The sequence below is a fragment of the Halomonas sp. 11-S5 genome (genome assembly GCF_029889825.1).
Taxonomy (GTDB): domain Bacteria; phylum Pseudomonadota; class Gammaproteobacteria; order Pseudomonadales; family Halomonadaceae; genus Halomonas.
The window spans coordinates 1-15,370 of record NZ_JARANW010000033.1; the positions used below are offsets into that span (position 1 = coordinate 1).

Below are 15,370 nucleotides of genomic sequence, written 5' to 3' on the forward strand. Positions count from 1 at the left end.
TAGACTGTGTCATGACCTGCCTCCCTCAATAGTGGCTCTGCGTTTAGGTCCCTCCTCAACGTAACCCACGACGTTGAGGAGGGGCAGGTCAATCCATGATGTCTACGCGACTGGAAGTACAGAGCCTGAACCGAATCCGCCCCCACAGTCAGACTGCGGGGGCGGATTGGTTTCTTCCAGCTTCCAGCTCAAAGCTTCTGGCTTGAGTTAGAAATGTGGCTTGAGCTGCTGCACCAGGGCCTTGTAGAGGCGCGGCCCAGCGGCCATCAGGCGCCCCTCGATCTCGACACTGGGCTGGCCGTCGGGCGTGCCCATCAGGGCGCCGCTCTCCTTGAGCAGCAGCGAGCCGACGTGCAGGTCCTGCTCCTCGAGGCCCAGCACGAAGGCGGCGTCAGCGCGCCCCGCCGCCAGCTCGGCGATGTCGAGCAGGCCGCTGCCCGAGGCACGCTGCAGCTCGATCTGCGGGCCGAGTTGCTGCACCAGGGTCAGGTAGGCGGGCAGGAAGCGCGAGCGCAGCCAGGTCTCGGGCAGGCTCATGGCAATGCGGGTGCCGGCCACGGCGGTGTTCTTCGACACACGCAAGCGCTTGCCGTTGAGCTGGGCACCGCGCCCGCGACTGACCAGGTATTCGTCATCGCTGAAGGGACAGATCACCACCGCATGCTCCGGGCGGCCCTTGACGAGACACACCACCGACAGCGCGAAGCCGGGGGAGGCGACGCTGAGGTTGGAGTAGCCGTGGAAGGGTTCGATCTTCCACAGGGTGTAAGCACCCTCGCCCTCACCGGCGCGATGAGGCGTGAAGCGCCCTTCGACGCCGTGCTGGGGGTAGCCGCGGGAGAGCTGACGGACGATCAGCGTCTCGGCGTTGCGGGCGGCATCCTCGAGCAGGCGGTCGAGATTGTGCTCCTGGTGGGAGTTCTCGATTCGCTCGCGGATGCGCAGGAACTGTTCGCCGGCGCTGCGTACCGCACGCAGCGCGAATTGGACCATTGGATGCATGATCGGGCCTTGGGGAGTCGGTGGTGTTAAAGAACGGGTCGGCGCGCATCCTAGCAGAAGCGCGCGGGGCGCGCCATTCGACGCACCGGGCCGGCGTGATAGAATCGCTCGCCTCCGCCTCCACCCAGGATCTACAGGCCCCAACATGCTCGAGCGCATCCGCATCGTCCTGATCGGCACCAGCCACCCCGGCAACATCGGCGGCACCGCCCGCGCCATGCACAACATGGGGCTGTCCGACCTGGCCCTGGTGGCGCCGCGCTGCGAACCGCTCACCGCCGACACCGTCTCGCGCGCCTCGGGGGCCGACCATATCGTCCATGGCGCTCACACGGTGGAGTCCCTGGAACAGGCGGTGGGCGACGCCACCCTGGTCGTCGGGGCCAGCGCCCGCTCGCGCACCCTGCCCTGGCCGATGATCACCCCCCGCGCACTGAGCGACCGGCTCCCGGCGGAGCTGGCCAGCCGCGAGGCGCGCGTCGCGCTGGTCTTCGGCCGCGAGGACAGTGGCCTTTCCAACGCGGAGCTGCAGCGCTGCCATGCCCATGTGCATATCCCCACCAACCCCGACTTCAGCTCCCTGAACCTGGCCGCCGCGGTGCAAGTGCTGGCCTACGAGTGCCGACAGGCCTGGCTGGCGCCGTCCGAGCTGGAGGCACCGCCGAGCCAGCCGCTGGCCAGCCATGAGGAACTCGAGCACTATTTCGCGCACCTGGAGCGCACGCTGGTCGCCATCGGTTTCCACGACCCGGCCACCCCGCGACAGCTGATGGCCCGACTGCGCCGCTTCACGCTGCGGGCGCGCCCCGAGCGCCTGGAGCTCAACATCCTGCGCGGCATCCTCACCGCCACCGAGCAGCAGGCCGAGCGCCGCGAGTAGATGGCGAAAGCGGCTTGAAGCCGGCCCGCCGCGCCCCCAGTATGAAGGCTACTCCCCACCGCCCTGCCACCCAAGGACCGCTGCATGCTTGAACGTCTGCGCGAGGACATCAACAGCGTATTCGCCCGCGACCCGGCGGCACGCAACTTCCTGGAAGTGCTGACCAACTACCCGGGCCTGCATGCCCTGCTCGTCCACCGCTGCAGCCACTGGCTGTGGCGCAAGAACCTCAAGTGGCTGGCGCGCAGCCTCTCCACCTTCTCGCGCTGGCTCACCGGCATCGAGATCCATCCGGGGGCGACCGTCGGCCGGCGCTTCTTCATCGACCACGGCATGGGCGTGGTGATCGGCGAGACCGCCGAGGTGGGCGACGACGTCACCCTCTATCAGGGCGTGACCCTGGGCGGGACCAGCTGGAACAAGGGCAAGCGCCATCCGACCCTGGAGGACGGCGTGATCGTCGGCGCCGGCGCCAAGATCCTGGGGCCCTTCACGGTGGGCACCGGGGCCAAGATCGGCTCCAACGCGGTGGTCACCAAGGAAGTGCCCGCCGGCGCCACCGTGGTCGGCATCCCCGGCAAGGTCGTGCAGCGCGTCGACCCGGACCAGGCCGAGGAACTGGACGTGGATCCCGCGCGTCGCGAGGCGATGCGCCGCAAGTTCGGCTTCGACGCCTACGGCGTCAGCCAGGACATGCCCGATCCGGTGGCCCGCTCCATCCAGGCGATGCTCGACCACATGCACGCCGTGGACGAGCGCATCGAGCGCATGTGCACGACCCTGCGCAAGGTCGACGCCAGCTACCGCGACGGCCGCCTGCCGGCGCTGCGCGACGAGGACTTCGCCGACATCCTCGCCGACGTCGACAGCTGCTGCCCGCCTCGGGAAACGCCGGACGAGGAGGAACCGCCACAGGGCGAGCGGGAGGCCGCCGCCCCGCGACGGCACAATGGTTGACCGCGATACTCGGTCTTTACCATAATGGCGGATCACGTTCATTGACTGCCGACCCGCGTGTCGGTGCCGAGGTGAGTTCCTCATGCGCCTGACCACCAAGGGACGCTACGCCGTCACCGCCATGCTCGACCTGGCCATGAATGCCGACACCGGCCCCATCTGCCTCGCCGACATCTCGAAGCGCCAGGAGATCTCGCTCTCCTACCTGGAGCAGCTGTTCGCGCGGCTGCGGCGCGCCCGGCTGGTGGACAGCGTGCGTGGCCCGGGCGGCGGCTACCTGCTGGCCCAGCCAGCGGAGGGCATCACCGTGGCCCAGGTCATCGAGGCGGTGAACGAGTCCATGGACACCACCCGCTGCGGCGGCCTCTCGGATTGCCAGCAGGGCGACACCTGCCTGACCCACCACCTGTGGTGCGAGCTCTCCGAGCACATCCACAACTTCCTCCAGGGGATCAGCCTGGCCCAGCTGGCCGGGCGCGGGGAGATCCAGGCCATCGCCAGCCGCCAGCGCGGCCGCTGGGACGACGGCATCCTAGCCTCCACCACCTGAGTTGCCGTCCCTGACCACCACTCCCACGGCCCGAATCCCTCAGCCCCGATTCCATAGCAGAACAGCGAGCCCATGAGCGCACCCGTCTACCTCGATTATGCCGCCACCACCCCGGTCGACCCGCGGGTCGCGGAGGTCATGAGCCAGTACCTGACGATGGACGGCATCTTCGCCAATCCCGCCTCGCGCAGCCACATGCTCGGCTGGCAGGCGGAACAGGCGGTGGAGAGTGCCCGTCGCCAGGTCGCCGACCTGATCGCCGCCGACCCCCGCGAGATCGTCTGGACCAGCGGCGCCACCGAGGCCGACAACCTGGCGCTGACCGGCTTCATGCGCGCCAACCGCGCCCGTGGACGCCATCTGGTGACCTCGACCATCGAGCACAAGGCGGTGGTCGACACCGCCGCGGCGCTGGAGGACGAGGGCTTCGAGGTGACCTGGCTGACGCCGGCGTGCGACGGGCGGATCAGCCCGGCGCAGCTGCGCGAGGCCATGCGGGACGACACCGTGCTGGTCTCGCTGATGGCGGTGAACAACGAGCTGGGCGTCATCCACGACCTGGCGGCGCTGGCCGAGGTGGCCCATGCCGGCGGCGCGACGTTCCATGTGGATGCCGCCCAGGCGGTGGGCCGCCTCCCGCTGGACGTCGGCCGGCTCGGCATCGACCTGATGTCACTCTCCAGCCACAAGGCCTACGGCCCCAAGGGCATCGGCGCCCTCTACGTGCGCCGCGACCCGGACCTGCGCATCGAGGCGCTGATCCACGGCGGCGGCCACGAGCGCGGCATGCGCTCGGGCACCCTGGCCACCCACCAGATCGCCGGCATGGGCCAGGCCTTCGCCATCGCCGCCGCCGAGGGCGAGGCCGACCAGGCGCGGATCACGGCGCTGCGCGACCGCCTGCTCGAGGGCCTCGGCGATCTCACCGGTATCCACCACAACACCGCGGTCGAGGTGGCGGTCCCCAACATCCTCAACCTGGCCTTCGCGGGGGTGGAGGGCGAGTCGCTGCTGATGGCCCTGCGCGACATCGCGCTGTCCACCGGCTCGGCCTGCAACTCGGCGAGCGTCGAGCCCTCCTATGTCCTGAAGGGCATCGGCGTGCCGCGCCCCCTGGCGCTGGCTTCGCTGCGCTTCAGCTTCGGCCGCTTCACCACCGAGGCCGACATCGATCGCACACTGGATGCCCTGCGACACGCCCTGCACGGGCTGCGTCGCCGGGCGGTCTGACCCTACCACGTTCAGGAGAGAGACCATGGCGCACCTTTCGATCACCACTGCCGCCGCCGAGCAGATCCACCGGGTGCTCGAGGAACGAGGCCACGGCCTTGGCCTGCGGGTCTCGGTCAAGCCCAGCGGCTGCTCCGGCTACAGCTACGTGCTCAACTTCGCCGACGAGGCGGCCAACGACGACGTGACCTTCGAGGAGCACGGCGTGACGGTCTTCGTCGCCCCCGAGGCCCTGGAGATGCTCGATGGCAGCGAGGTCGACTATGTCTCGGAGGGGCTCAACCGCTTCTTCCGTTTCAACAACCCCAACGTCAAGGATGAGTGCGGCTGCGGCGAGAGCTTCAGCGTCTGAACGATTGTTCAACGCCGTCACGGAGCGTTATACTCCGCGCCCAGTCGGCGCACGCTGCCGGACCGCCGGACCGCCGGACCGATTCATCCGATTCATCCGATTCACCGCGCCGCCCTCTCCCTCGCGGAGCCAGGGGCTGCGCGGCGCTATCCATCAAAGCTGCATCCATCACCACGTCATTGTCCAACCAACCGGAGACCTGCCCCCATGGCCAACCAGCGCACCCTGTCCATCATCAAGCCCGATGCCGTCGCCCAGAACGTGATCGGCGAGATCGAGAGCCGCTTCGAGAAGGCCGGCCTGAAGATCGTGGCCGCCAAGATGCTCCAGCTCTCCGAGGAGAAGGCCGGTGGCTTCTATGCCGAACACAAGGAGCGCCCCTTCTTCAAGGACCTGGTCGGCTTCATGACCTCCGGGCCGGTGGTCGTGCAGGTCCTCGAAGGCGAGGATGCCGTCGCCACGAACCGTGACCTGATGGGCGCCACCAACCCCAAGGAAGCCGCGCCGGGTACCATCCGTGCCGACTTCGCCGAGACCATCGACGCCAACGCCGTGCATGGCTCCGATTCCCCGGAATCCGCCGAGCGCGAGATTGCGTATTTCTTCGAGACGGACGAGATCTGCCCGCGCGGCTGATCACGCCTCTCCCGCGGGGGTGGTCCCACCCCCGCTCTGCCCCAACGACTCGCTGACCGCCATGACCGCTACCACTGCTCCCCGTCTCACCAACCTGCTCGGCATGACCCGCGAGGAGCTGGAAGCCTTCTTCCTCTCCATCGGCGAGAAGAAGTTCCGTGCCGCCCAGGTGTTGAAGTGGATCCACATCGAGGGCTGCGATGACTTCGCGGCCATGACCAACCTCTCCAAGGCGCTTCGCTCACGCCTGGCCGAAGTCGCCGAGATTCGCGGCCCGGGCGTGGTCTACGAGGGCAGCTCCAGCGACGGCACTCGCAAGTGGGTGCTCGAGGTGGAGGACGGCAGCTATGTGGAAACGGTGCTGATTCCCGCCGACAACGGCAAGCGCCGCACCCTGTGCGTCTCCTCCCAGGTCGGCTGCTCGCTGGACTGCAGCTTCTGCTCCACCGGCAAGCAGGGCTTCCAGCGCAACCTCACCGCCGCCGAGATCATCGGCCAGGTGTGGGTGGCGCAGCGCAGCGTGGGCCCGCGCCACGACACCGCCAACCGTCCCGTCACCAACGTGGTGATGATGGGCATGGGCGAGCCGCTGATGAACTATGACAACGTCGTGCCGGCGATGAAGCTGATGCTCGACGACGACGGCTACGGCCTCTCCAAGCGCCGCGTCACGCTCTCCACCTCCGGCGTGGTGCCGATGATCGACAAGCTCGGTGACGAGCTCGACGTGAGCCTGGCCATCTCGCTGCATGCCGCCAACGACGAGCTGCGCAACGAGCTGGTACCGCTCAACCGCAAGTACAACATCCGTACCCTGCTCGACGCCTGCCACCGCTACCTGGCCAAGTGCCACGACACGCGGATGGTGACCATCGAGTACACGGTGATCAAGGACGTCAACGACCAGCAGGAGCACGCCGAGCAGCTCGCCGCCCTGCTCGAGGAGCTGCCGTGCAAGATCAACCTGATCCCGTTCAACCCCTTCCCGCACTCGGGCTACGAGAAGCCGTCGCGCAACCAGGTGGTGCGCTTCCAGCAGTGGCTCTATGAACTGGGCTACACGGCACTGATCCGCACCACCCGCGGCGACGATATCGATGCCGCCTGCGGCCAGCTGGTGGGCCGCGTCAAGGATCGCACCAAGCGCCACGAACGCTATATCCAGTCTATCCAGATCGACGCCGACTGACCGGGGGGCGCCTTGACTTCAACCGGGCTCGGCGCTTTGATGGACGGGCTTTTTTTCACCACCGACCCGCGTGTCGCCAGCCACCCGTGGCCATCGGTTCCGTGCCCACCTGGAGAGGATGCCATGACTCGTCGCCCGCGCATGACCGGGCTGAGGCAGATACCCGCCGCCGCCATGCTGCTGGGGTCGCTGTGGCTGGCCGGTTGCGCCACCCAAACCAATCTGCCCGGGGGCGACGGCGACGGGGCCGCCGAGGCCTATACCCGCCTGGGCGTCGCCTACCTCGAGCGCGACAACTTGCCGCGCGCCATGAATGCCCTGGACCGGGCCCTGGAGATCGACCCCGGTGATGCCGAGGCCCTGCAGGCCATGGCCATGGTCCACCAGCGCCAGGGTGAGGCCGAGCTCGCCGACGAGACCTTCCGGCGCGCCGTCGAGGCCGACCCCGCGTTCACCCGGGCACGCAACAACTACGCTGCGTTCCTGTATGATCGTGGCCGCCTCGGTGAGGCCTGCGCGCAGCTCGAGCAGGCCTCCCGCGATACCCAGTACGACAACCGGGCGCAGCTTTTTGCCAACCTGGGGCAGTGCCGGCTCGAGATGGGCGACGTCACCGCCGCCCGCGAAAGCCTGACCCGCGCCCAGGCCATCGCCCCGCGCCGCTCGCGCAGCTACCTGCTGCTGGCCGAACTCGAGTACGCCCAGGGCAACCTCGAGCGCGCCGAACAACAGCTCGAGACCTACATGCGCCTGGCAGGCCCGCGAGCCGAGGCCCTGCGCCTGGCCCGCGACATCGCCCGAGATCGCGGCGACCCGGCCACCGCCAGCTTCTATGCCGACCAGCTGGAGTGACCCCGTGTCGGGCCCTGACCACCGTTTACTGACGAAGGATGCTCAGCCATGAGCGACATTCACACCGATGATGCCGCCGAGACCGTGCCACGCCAGGCCTCTCCGGGGGAGATGCTGCGTCGCGAGCGCGAGGCCCAGGGCCTCGATCGCGAGGAGGTCGCCGCCGCCCTGAACCTGCGCCCGGCGGTGATCCAGGGACTGGAGGGCGACAGCTACGAGGAAGTGCCGGTGGCCGCCTATCGCCGCGGCTACCTGCGCAGCTATGCCCACCTGCTCGGCATCGACGACCGCCCCGTGCTCGAGGCCTACAAGGCACGCTTCGCCAGCCAGGAGACCGAACACCGCATCACCCCGGTCCAGGTCACCCGGCCGCCCTCGCGCCTCGCCGCCTGGCTATTCCGCCTGGTCACCCTGCTGGTCATCGCCGGCCTGATCGGCCTGACGCTGATGTGGTGGCAGAGCCGCGGCGGCAGCCAGCCGCCCACCCCCGGCGACAGCGGGCCGGTGTCGGTAGACAGCCTGGATGGCAGTACCACCATCACCGAGGACGGCGGCAGCGGCGACGCCTCCCTGCCGCCGCTGCCCGAGGAGGAGAGCGACCTTGGCCTGGTCGAGGACGCGCCGGACGCGGCCGAGCCACAGGCGCCGGCCGAGCCGGCGCCTGTCACGGACGAGACCACAACCGACGGCACGTCCGCCAGCGACGGTGAGACGGCCGCGGTGGCCGAGCCCGACGCGGTGGCCGAGGCCGCTCCCGAGGCCGAGAGCCCCGCCGAGGCCGCGGCCGGCGATACGCGGGTGCTAGAGCTGACCTTCAACGAGCAGTCCTGGACCGAGATCTTCGACGCCAGCAACCAGCGGGTCTTCGTCGGCCTCCAGGAACCCGGCACCACGGCACGCGTCGAAGGCGAACCGCCGTTCCGCCTGACCGTGGGCAACGCCACCGGCGTCGAGCTGGTGTGGGGCGGCAAGCCGGTGGACCTGCGAGCCCGCGCCGGGGCCAACAACGTCGCCCGCTTCACCCTGGGAGAATGAGTCCGTCGCCATGCACGCACAATCCCCCATCATTCGTCGCACGTCACGCCAGATCCATGTCGGCAAGGTACCGGTCGGGGGCGATGCCCCCATCTCCGTGCAGAGCATGACCAACACCGACACCCTGGACGTGGCCGCCACCGTGGCGCAGATCCGTCAGCTCGAGGCCGCCGGCGCCGACATCGTGCGCGTCTCTGTGCCCGACATGGACGCCGCCGAGGCGTTCGGGCGCATCAAGCGCGAGGTCGAGGTGCCGCTGGTCGCCGATATCCACTTCGACTACAAGATCGCCCTGCGCGTCGCCGAGCTCGGCGTCGACTGCCTGCGTATCAACCCCGGCAATATCGGCAAGGAGGAGCGCGTGCGCGCCGTGGTCAGCGCCGCGCGTGACAATGGCATCCCGATCCGCATCGGCGTCAACGCCGGCTCGCTGGAGAAGGACCTGCAGAAGAAGTACGGCGAGCCCACCCCCGCCGCCCTGGTCGAGTCGGCGATGCGCCATATCGACCACCTGGATCGCCTCGACTTCCCCGACTTCAAGGTCAGCGTCAAGGCCTCCGACGTCTTCATGGCCGTGGCCGCCTACCGCGACCTGGCCACGCGCATCGAGCAGCCGCTGCATCTGGGCATCACCGAGGCCGGCGGGTTGCGCTCGGGGACCGTCAAGTCCTCCATTGGCCTGGGCATGCTGCTGATGGACGGCATCGGCGACACCATCCGCGTGTCGCTGGCCGCCGACCCGGTCGAGGAGATCAAGGTCGGGTTCGACATGCTCAAGAGCCTGCGCCTGCGCAGCAAGGGCATCAACTTCATCGCCTGCCCCAGCTGCTCGCGCCAGAACTTCGACGTCATCGGCACCATGAACGCCCTGGAAGAGCGCCTCGAGGACGTCATGACCCCGCTGGACGTCTCGGTCATCGGCTGCGTGGTCAACGGCCCCGGCGAGGCCAAGGAAGTCGATATCGGCCTGACCGGCGGCAGCCCCGCCAACCTCGTCTACCTCGACGGCAAGCCGGCCAGCAAGCTGCGCAACGACCACCTGGTGGATGACCTGGAGCGGCTGATCCGCGACAAGGTGCGTGAGAAGCAGCAGGCCGAACAGGATGTCATCGCCCGGGACGCCTGACCCCCTGGGTGGCGTCCGGCGAGCAGACAAGGAGCAAGCATTGAGCACGTCCCAAGCGAGTCACAAAGAGCCAAGCAAGAAGAAGATCCAGGCCATCCGTGGCATGAACGACCTGCTGCCGGAACAGTCGGCGCTGTGGCAGTACGTCGAGGGCCAGGTCCAGGCGCTGATGCGGCGCTATGGCTACGCCGAGATCCGCACGCCCATCGTCGAGCAGACTGCGCTCTTCAAGCGCTCCATCGGCGAGGTCACCGACATCGTCGAGAAGGAGATGTACACCTTCGATGACCGCAACGGCGACAGCCTGACCCTGCGCCCCGAAGGCACGGCGAGCTGCGTGCGCGCCGCCATGGAGCACGGCCTGCTGCACAATCAGACCCAGCGCCTCTGGTACCAGGGCCCCATGTTCCGCCATGAGCGTCCCCAGAAGGGCCGCTACCGCCAGTTCCACCAGGTGGGCGTGGAGGCCTTCGGCCTGGAGGGGCCGGACATCGATGCCGAGACGATCTTGCTCTCGGCCCGCCTGTGGAAGGCGCTGGGGCTGTACCAGCACGTCACCCTGGAGCTCAACTCGCTGGGCTCCGCCGAGGCCCGTGCCGCCTACCGCGACACCCTGGTGGCCTACTTCGAGCAGCATCACGCCCTGCTCGACGAGGACTCCCGCCGGCGCCTGACCAGCAACCCGATGCGCATCCTCGACTCCAAGAATCCGGCGATGGCCGAGATGCTCGAGGGCGCGCCCAAGCTGATGGACCACCTGGACGACGCCTCCCGCGCGCACTTCGAGCGGCTCTGCGCGCTGCTCGACGCCGCCGGCATCGGCTACGTGATCAACCCGCGGCTGGTGCGCGGCCTGGACTACTACGGCCGCACCGTCTTCGAGTGGACCACCACGGCGCTGGGCAGCCAAGGCACGGTGTGCGCCGGCGGCCGCTACGACGGCCTGGTCGAGCAGCTCGGCGGCAAGCCGACCCCGGCGGTGGGCTTCGCCATGGGCATCGAGCGGCTGGTGCTGCTGCTCGACACCCTAGCGCTGGTGCCCGACACCGCCCGCGACGAGCTGGACGTCTACCTGCTGCCCATGGACGAGGCGGCCACCGCCGCCACCCTGCTGCTCGGCGAGCGCCTGCGCGAGGCGCTGCCCGAGCTGCGCCTGCAGCTGCACTGCGGCGGTGGCAGCTTCAAGAGTCGCATCAAGAAGGCCGACCGCAGCGGCGCCCGCCTGGCCCTGCTGCTCGGCGAGGACGAGCTGGCCGAGGGCAGCGTGACCCTGAAGTTCCTGCGCGAGGCGCGCGAGCAGCAGCGCCTCCCCCAGGCAGCGCTCGCCGAGACCCTGACATCCCTGCTGGAAGGCGAATCCTTCGCCTGACGGACACCTGCATCAGAGGAGACCGCCCGTGGCGGAGCTGAGAACCGAGGAAGAACAGCTTGAGGCCATCAAGCGCTGGTGGAAGGAGAACGGCACCTCGCTGATCGCCGGCGTGGTCATCGCCGCGGCCGGCGTGTTCGGCTGGAACGCCTGGCAGGACTATCAGGCGGGCAAGGCCGAGGCCGCCTCCCTGCGCTACCAGCAGCTGCTTGACCTCAGCGGCCAGGACGACCTGGACGACGATGCACGACAGCGTGCCGCCGAGCTGGTCGGCGAGATCACCGACGAGCACGGCAAGACCCTCTACGCCGATCTGGCGCGGCTGCTCGACGCCCGCCTGGCCATCGATGCGGGTGACCGGGAACGGGCCCGGGCCGCCCTCGAGACGGTGGTCGAGGGCAGCGAACGCGACTACCTCGAAGGGTTGGCGCGCCTGCGCCTGGCCCGCCTGCAACTCGCCGAGGGCAGTGCCGAGACGGCCTTGACCACCCTGGAGGGCGTGCCCGAGACCCTGGCGGCCCAACGCGCCGAGATACGCGGCGATGCCCAGCATGCCCTGGGGCGCGCCGACCGGGCCCGTGAGGCCTGGCGCGAGGCCCTGACGCTCGCCGAGCAACGTGACCAGCCGCTGTACGGCGTCCAGCTCAAGCTGGACGATCTCGGCGCCGAGGAGGCCACCCTATGAGACCGACCCTGCTGATTGCCGCCACCGCGGCCCTGGCCCTGCTGGCCGGCTGTGCCGGCAAGACCGAGCCCGAGTACGCCCCGCGGGAGCTCACCTCTCTGAATGCCACCACCGAGCTGGAGACCCTGTGGCGCGAGCGCGTCGGCAAGGGGCTGGGCGACGCCGGCTACCCGGTGGCGCCGGCCCAGGACGGTGACACCCTGTTCGCCGCCGACGGCCGTGGCCTGGTGGCGGCCCTGGATGCCGACACCGGCAAGACCCGCTGGGAGGTCGAGCTCGACACACCGGTCTCCAGCGGCCTGACCGCGATGACCGGCAGTCTCTTCCTGGCCACCCGCAACGGCGAGGTGCTGTCCCTGGACCAGGCCGACGGCGAGATCCAGTGGCGCGCGCGGGTCACCAGCGAAGTGCTGGCCGCGCCCCAGGCCAACCAGCAGCTGCTGGTGGTCCAGGCCGTCGATGGCCGCGTCACTGCCCTGGACCGCCAGAGCGGCGACGAACGCTGGGTCTACAGCGGCCCGCGCCCCTCGCTGACCCTGCGCGGCACCGGCACCCCCACGGTGATCGACCCGGTCACCTTTGCCGGCTTCGCCAATGGCCGCCTGGTGACGCTGGACAATCGCAGCGGCCTGCCGCTCTGGGAGCGTCGCATCGCCATTCCCCAGGGGCGCAGCGAGATCGACCGCCTGGTCGACCTGGCCGGCCAGCCGGTCCTCACCCAGGACGGCCGGCTGTTCGTGACCAGCTACAACGGCCGCCTGGCCGCCCTCGACGCCCCCTCCGGCGAGGTGCAGTGGTCACGGGAGCTCTCCAGCTACCACACCCCGATCCTGGTGGGGGACTTCCTGTTCGTGGTCGACGAGGCCAGCCACGTGATCGCCGTGGATGCCGGGTCCGGCAACGAGATCTGGCGCAACGAGGCGCTCGAGGGACGCTCGCTCACCGCGCCGGCCTACGCCACTGACCACCTGGTGGTGGGCGACGCCGAGGGCTATCTGCACCTGATCGATGCTCGCGAGGGCAAGATCGTCGGCCGCGCCCACGTCGACGGCTCCGGTATCAGCGTGCGCCCGCTCACCGACCGCCGGCGCATCTATGCGCTGGCCAACGACGGCACCCTGGACGCCATGGAGCTTCGTCCATGACGCCGGTGATCGCCCTGGTCGGCCGCCCCAACGTCGGCAAGTCGACGCTGTTCAACCGCCTGACTCGCTCGCGGGACGCCCTGGTGGCGGATTTCCCGGGGCTGACCCGCGACCGCAAGTACGGCAACGGCATGCTCGGCGACAAGGCCTACACCGTGATCGATACCGGCGGCATCAGCGGTGACGAGGAGGGCATCAATGCGGCCATGGCCGAACAGTCGCTGGTGGCCATCGACGAGGCCGACATCGTGCTGTTCCTGGTCGACGCCCGCGCCGGCCTCAACGTCGCCGACGAGGCCATCGCCAACCACCTGCGGGTCAACCAGAAGAAGACCTGGTTGGTGGTCAACAAGGTCGACGGCCTGGAAGAGCACAGCGCCATGGCCGACTTCTGGCAACTGGGGCTAGGCGACCCGCACCCCATCGCCGCGGCCCACGGCCGCAACGTCACCAGCCTCATCGAGGTGGTGCTCGAACCCTTCCCCGCGCGCGACGAGAGCATCCCCGCCGACACCGGCACCAAGGGTATCCGGATCGGCGTCATCGGGCGCCCCAATGTCGGCAAGTCGACCCTGGTCAACCGCCTGCTCGGCGAGGAGCGGGTGGTGGTCTTCGATGAGGCCGGCACGACCCGCGACGCCATCGAGATCCCCTTCGAGCGCCGCGGCAAGCCCTATGTCCTGGTGGATACCGCGGGAGTGCGCCGCCGCAAGAACGTCAGCGAGATCGCCGAGAAGTTCTCGATCATCAAGACCCTCGAGGCCATCAAGGAGTGCCACGTCGCCGTGGTGGTGCTCGATGCCCGCACCGGACTGGTGGAACAGGACCTGCACCTGCTCGACTATGTGCTGACCAGCGGGCGCGCCCTGGTGCTGGCGGTGAACAAGTGGGATGGCCTGGAGCACGAGGCCAAGGAGACGATGCGCAGCGAGATCAAGCGCCGCCTGGGCTTTGCCGACTACGCCGAGATGCACTTCATCTCGGCACTGCACGGCACCGGCGTCGGTGACCTCTACCCGTCCATCGAACGAGCCTTCGCCTCGGCCAACAGCCACTGGTCGACCAACCGCCTGACCTCCATCCTCCAGGACGCCGTTACCCAGCACCAGCCGCCCCTGGTCCAGGGGCGGCGCATCAAGCTGCGCATGGCCCACCAGGGCGGCAGCAATCCGCCGATCATCGTGGTCCACGGCAACCAGACCGGCTCGCTGCCAGAGGCCTACAAGCGCTACCTGACCAACACCTTCCGCAAGGTGCTCAAGGTGCGCGGCACCCCCATGCGCTTCGAGTTCCGCTCGGGCAAGAACCCCTTCGACAACATGGCCGATGCCAGCGACCGGGAAAAGGCCAAGAAGCGTGAACTGGGACGCACCAAGGAGGCACGCAACAGCCGCCGCCGCTGACAGCTACTTCCCGTGCAGGCGCCGGCGGCCCACCCACTGGGTGGCAAACTGCCAGGCACCTCGACCGCTTCGCCCGCCGCGCAGGGTGGCGAAGCGGATCGCCTCGGCCCGCGCGTCGGCGTTCCAGTCCTCGCGACGGCCCAGCTGAGTGACCCAGTGACAGCAGGCCTCCAGGTAGACATCCTGGCTGAAGGGGTGGAAGCCCAGCCACAGGCCGAAGCGGTCGGAAAGCGAGATCTTCTCCTCCACGGCATCGCCATGGTGGAGCTCGTCGCCCACCAGCCGCGAGCCCTCGTTGTCGCTCATCGACTCGGGCAGCAGGTGGCGGCGGTTGGAGGTGGCGTAGAGCAGCACATTGGGCGGCGGTCCGGTCAGGGCCCCGTCCAGCACGCTCTTCAGCGCCTTGTAGGCATCGTCGTGCCCCTCGAAGGAGAGATCATCGCAGTAGACGACGAAGCGCTGGCGCTGGTGGCGCAGCTGCTCCACCAGCATCGGCAGCGCCGAGAGGTCATGGCGGTCCACCTGCACCAGACGCAACCCCTCGCCGGACAGGCTATTGAGCAGGGCGCGGATCAGCGACGACTTGCCGCTGCCGCGCGAGCCCCACAGCAGGGCGTGGTTGGCCGGATGGCCCTGCAGGAAGGCGCGGGTGTTGTCGACCAGCGCCAGCTTCTGGCGTTCGATGCCCAGCAGGTCGTCGAGCGCCAGGGCGTCCCGGGGCGGGACCGGCAGCAACCGGCCTCCCAGGGCATGGCGCTGCCAGAGGGCGGCGACGTCCCGCGCCCAGTCCACCTCCACCGGGGGTGGCGGCAGCCAGTGTTCGACGTGATCCAGCAGCTTGAGCAAACGACGCGATAACTCGGCGTCCATGGCGGCTTCCTCCCGGTGTGCATATTTCGCGGTTGACCTGACCGGCGTTCGGGGTATCTTGTGGCGAACCTCGACGCCCCGTCCAGAGT

16 protein-coding genes are annotated in these 15,370 nt (G+C 68.9%); 14 read left to right on the plus strand and 2 right to left on the minus strand.

Going from position 1 to position 15,370, the window contains the following annotated elements; all coding sequences use genetic code 11:
• Window positions 1-207: 207 nt before the first annotated feature.
• Window positions 208-1,002: an inositol monophosphatase family protein gene (locus tag OP497_RS16135; protein WP_280550238.1), complete on the minus strand. Its 795-nt coding sequence runs from the start codon at window positions 1,000-1,002 to the stop codon at window positions 208-210.
• 145 nt (window positions 1,003-1,147) lie between these two features.
• On the opposite strand from OP497_RS16135, the gene OP497_RS16140 reads away from it, so the two are divergent.
• From OP497_RS16140 to der, 14 genes are all read left to right on the plus strand, one after another.
• Entirely contained in the window at window positions 1,148-1,882 is a 735-nt protein-coding gene (locus tag OP497_RS16140) for an RNA methyltransferase (RefSeq protein ID WP_280550240.1), read from the plus strand.
• Between the two features lie 84 nt (window positions 1,883-1,966).
• Window positions 1,967-2,839 (plus strand): serine O-acetyltransferase, encoded by an 873-nt coding sequence (gene cysE / locus OP497_RS16145; RefSeq protein WP_280550242.1) that lies wholly within the window; start codon window positions 1,967-1,969, stop codon window positions 2,837-2,839.
• 82 nt (window positions 2,840-2,921) lie between these two features.
• Window positions 2,922-3,389: a Fe-S cluster assembly transcriptional regulator IscR gene (gene iscR / locus OP497_RS16150; RefSeq protein ID WP_280550244.1), complete on the plus strand. Its 468-nt coding sequence runs from the start codon at window positions 2,922-2,924 to the stop codon at window positions 3,387-3,389.
• Window positions 3,390-3,461: 72 nt separating this feature from the next.
• A complete protein-coding gene (locus OP497_RS16155) occupies window positions 3,462-4,619 on the plus strand; it encodes an IscS subfamily cysteine desulfurase (protein WP_280550246.1) in 1,158 nt (385 codons plus the stop codon).
• Window positions 4,620-4,644: 25 nt separating this feature from the next.
• Entirely contained in the window at window positions 4,645-4,971 is a 327-nt protein-coding gene (locus OP497_RS16160) for an iron-sulfur cluster assembly accessory protein (protein ID WP_280550248.1), read from the plus strand.
• A gap of 207 nt (window positions 4,972-5,178) precedes the next feature.
• A complete protein-coding gene (gene ndk / locus OP497_RS16165; protein WP_280550250.1) occupies window positions 5,179-5,607 on the plus strand; it encodes a nucleoside-diphosphate kinase in 429 nt (142 codons plus the stop codon).
• A gap of 61 nt (window positions 5,608-5,668) precedes the next feature.
• Window positions 5,669-6,796, plus strand: a complete 1,128-nt coding sequence (gene rlmN / locus OP497_RS16170; RefSeq protein ID WP_280550252.1) for a 23S rRNA (adenine(2503)-C(2))-methyltransferase RlmN — start codon at window positions 5,669-5,671, stop codon at window positions 6,794-6,796.
• Between the two features lie 123 nt (window positions 6,797-6,919).
• Entirely contained in the window at window positions 6,920-7,648 is a 729-nt protein-coding gene (pilW, locus tag OP497_RS16175; RefSeq protein ID WP_280550255.1) for a type IV pilus biogenesis/stability protein PilW, read from the plus strand.
• Window positions 7,649-7,696: 48 nt separating this feature from the next.
• Window positions 7,697-8,683 carry a RodZ domain-containing protein gene (locus OP497_RS16180; RefSeq protein WP_280550257.1) on the plus strand — a complete coding sequence of 329 codons (987 nt, stop codon included), beginning with the start codon at window positions 7,697-7,699 and terminating at the stop codon, window positions 8,681-8,683.
• Window positions 8,684-8,693: 10 nt separating this feature from the next.
• A complete protein-coding gene (gene ispG, locus OP497_RS16185; protein ID WP_280550259.1) occupies window positions 8,694-9,809 on the plus strand; it encodes a flavodoxin-dependent (E)-4-hydroxy-3-methylbut-2-enyl-diphosphate synthase in 1,116 nt (371 codons plus the stop codon).
• Window positions 9,810-9,849: 40 nt separating this feature from the next.
• Window positions 9,850-11,178, plus strand: coding sequence for a histidine--tRNA ligase (gene hisS / locus OP497_RS16190; RefSeq protein WP_280550261.1), 1,329 nt, complete (start codon window positions 9,850-9,852; stop codon window positions 11,176-11,178).
• Between the two features lie 28 nt (window positions 11,179-11,206).
• A complete protein-coding gene (locus OP497_RS16195; RefSeq protein ID WP_280550262.1) occupies window positions 11,207-11,863 on the plus strand; it encodes a tetratricopeptide repeat protein in 657 nt (218 codons plus the stop codon).
• A complete protein-coding gene (bamB, locus tag OP497_RS16200; RefSeq protein WP_280550263.1) occupies window positions 11,860-13,008 on the plus strand; it encodes an outer membrane protein assembly factor BamB in 1,149 nt (382 codons plus the stop codon). The genes OP497_RS16195 and bamB overlap by 4 nt, the downstream gene beginning before the upstream one ends.
• The gene (gene der / locus OP497_RS16205) at window positions 13,005-14,411 is read left to right on the plus strand and encodes a ribosome biogenesis GTPase Der (RefSeq protein WP_280550265.1); all 1,407 of its coding nucleotides are present in this window, start codon (window positions 13,005-13,007) and stop codon (window positions 14,409-14,411) included. Before bamB ends, der begins: the two co-directional genes overlap by 4 nt.
• 3 nt (window positions 14,412-14,414) lie before the next feature.
• On the opposite strand, the gene OP497_RS16210 is transcribed toward der, so the two are convergent.
• Window positions 14,415-15,281, minus strand: coding sequence for an ATP-binding protein (locus OP497_RS16210; RefSeq protein ID WP_280550267.1), 867 nt, complete (start codon window positions 15,279-15,281; stop codon window positions 14,415-14,417).
• Window positions 15,282-15,370: the final 89 nt, after the last annotated feature.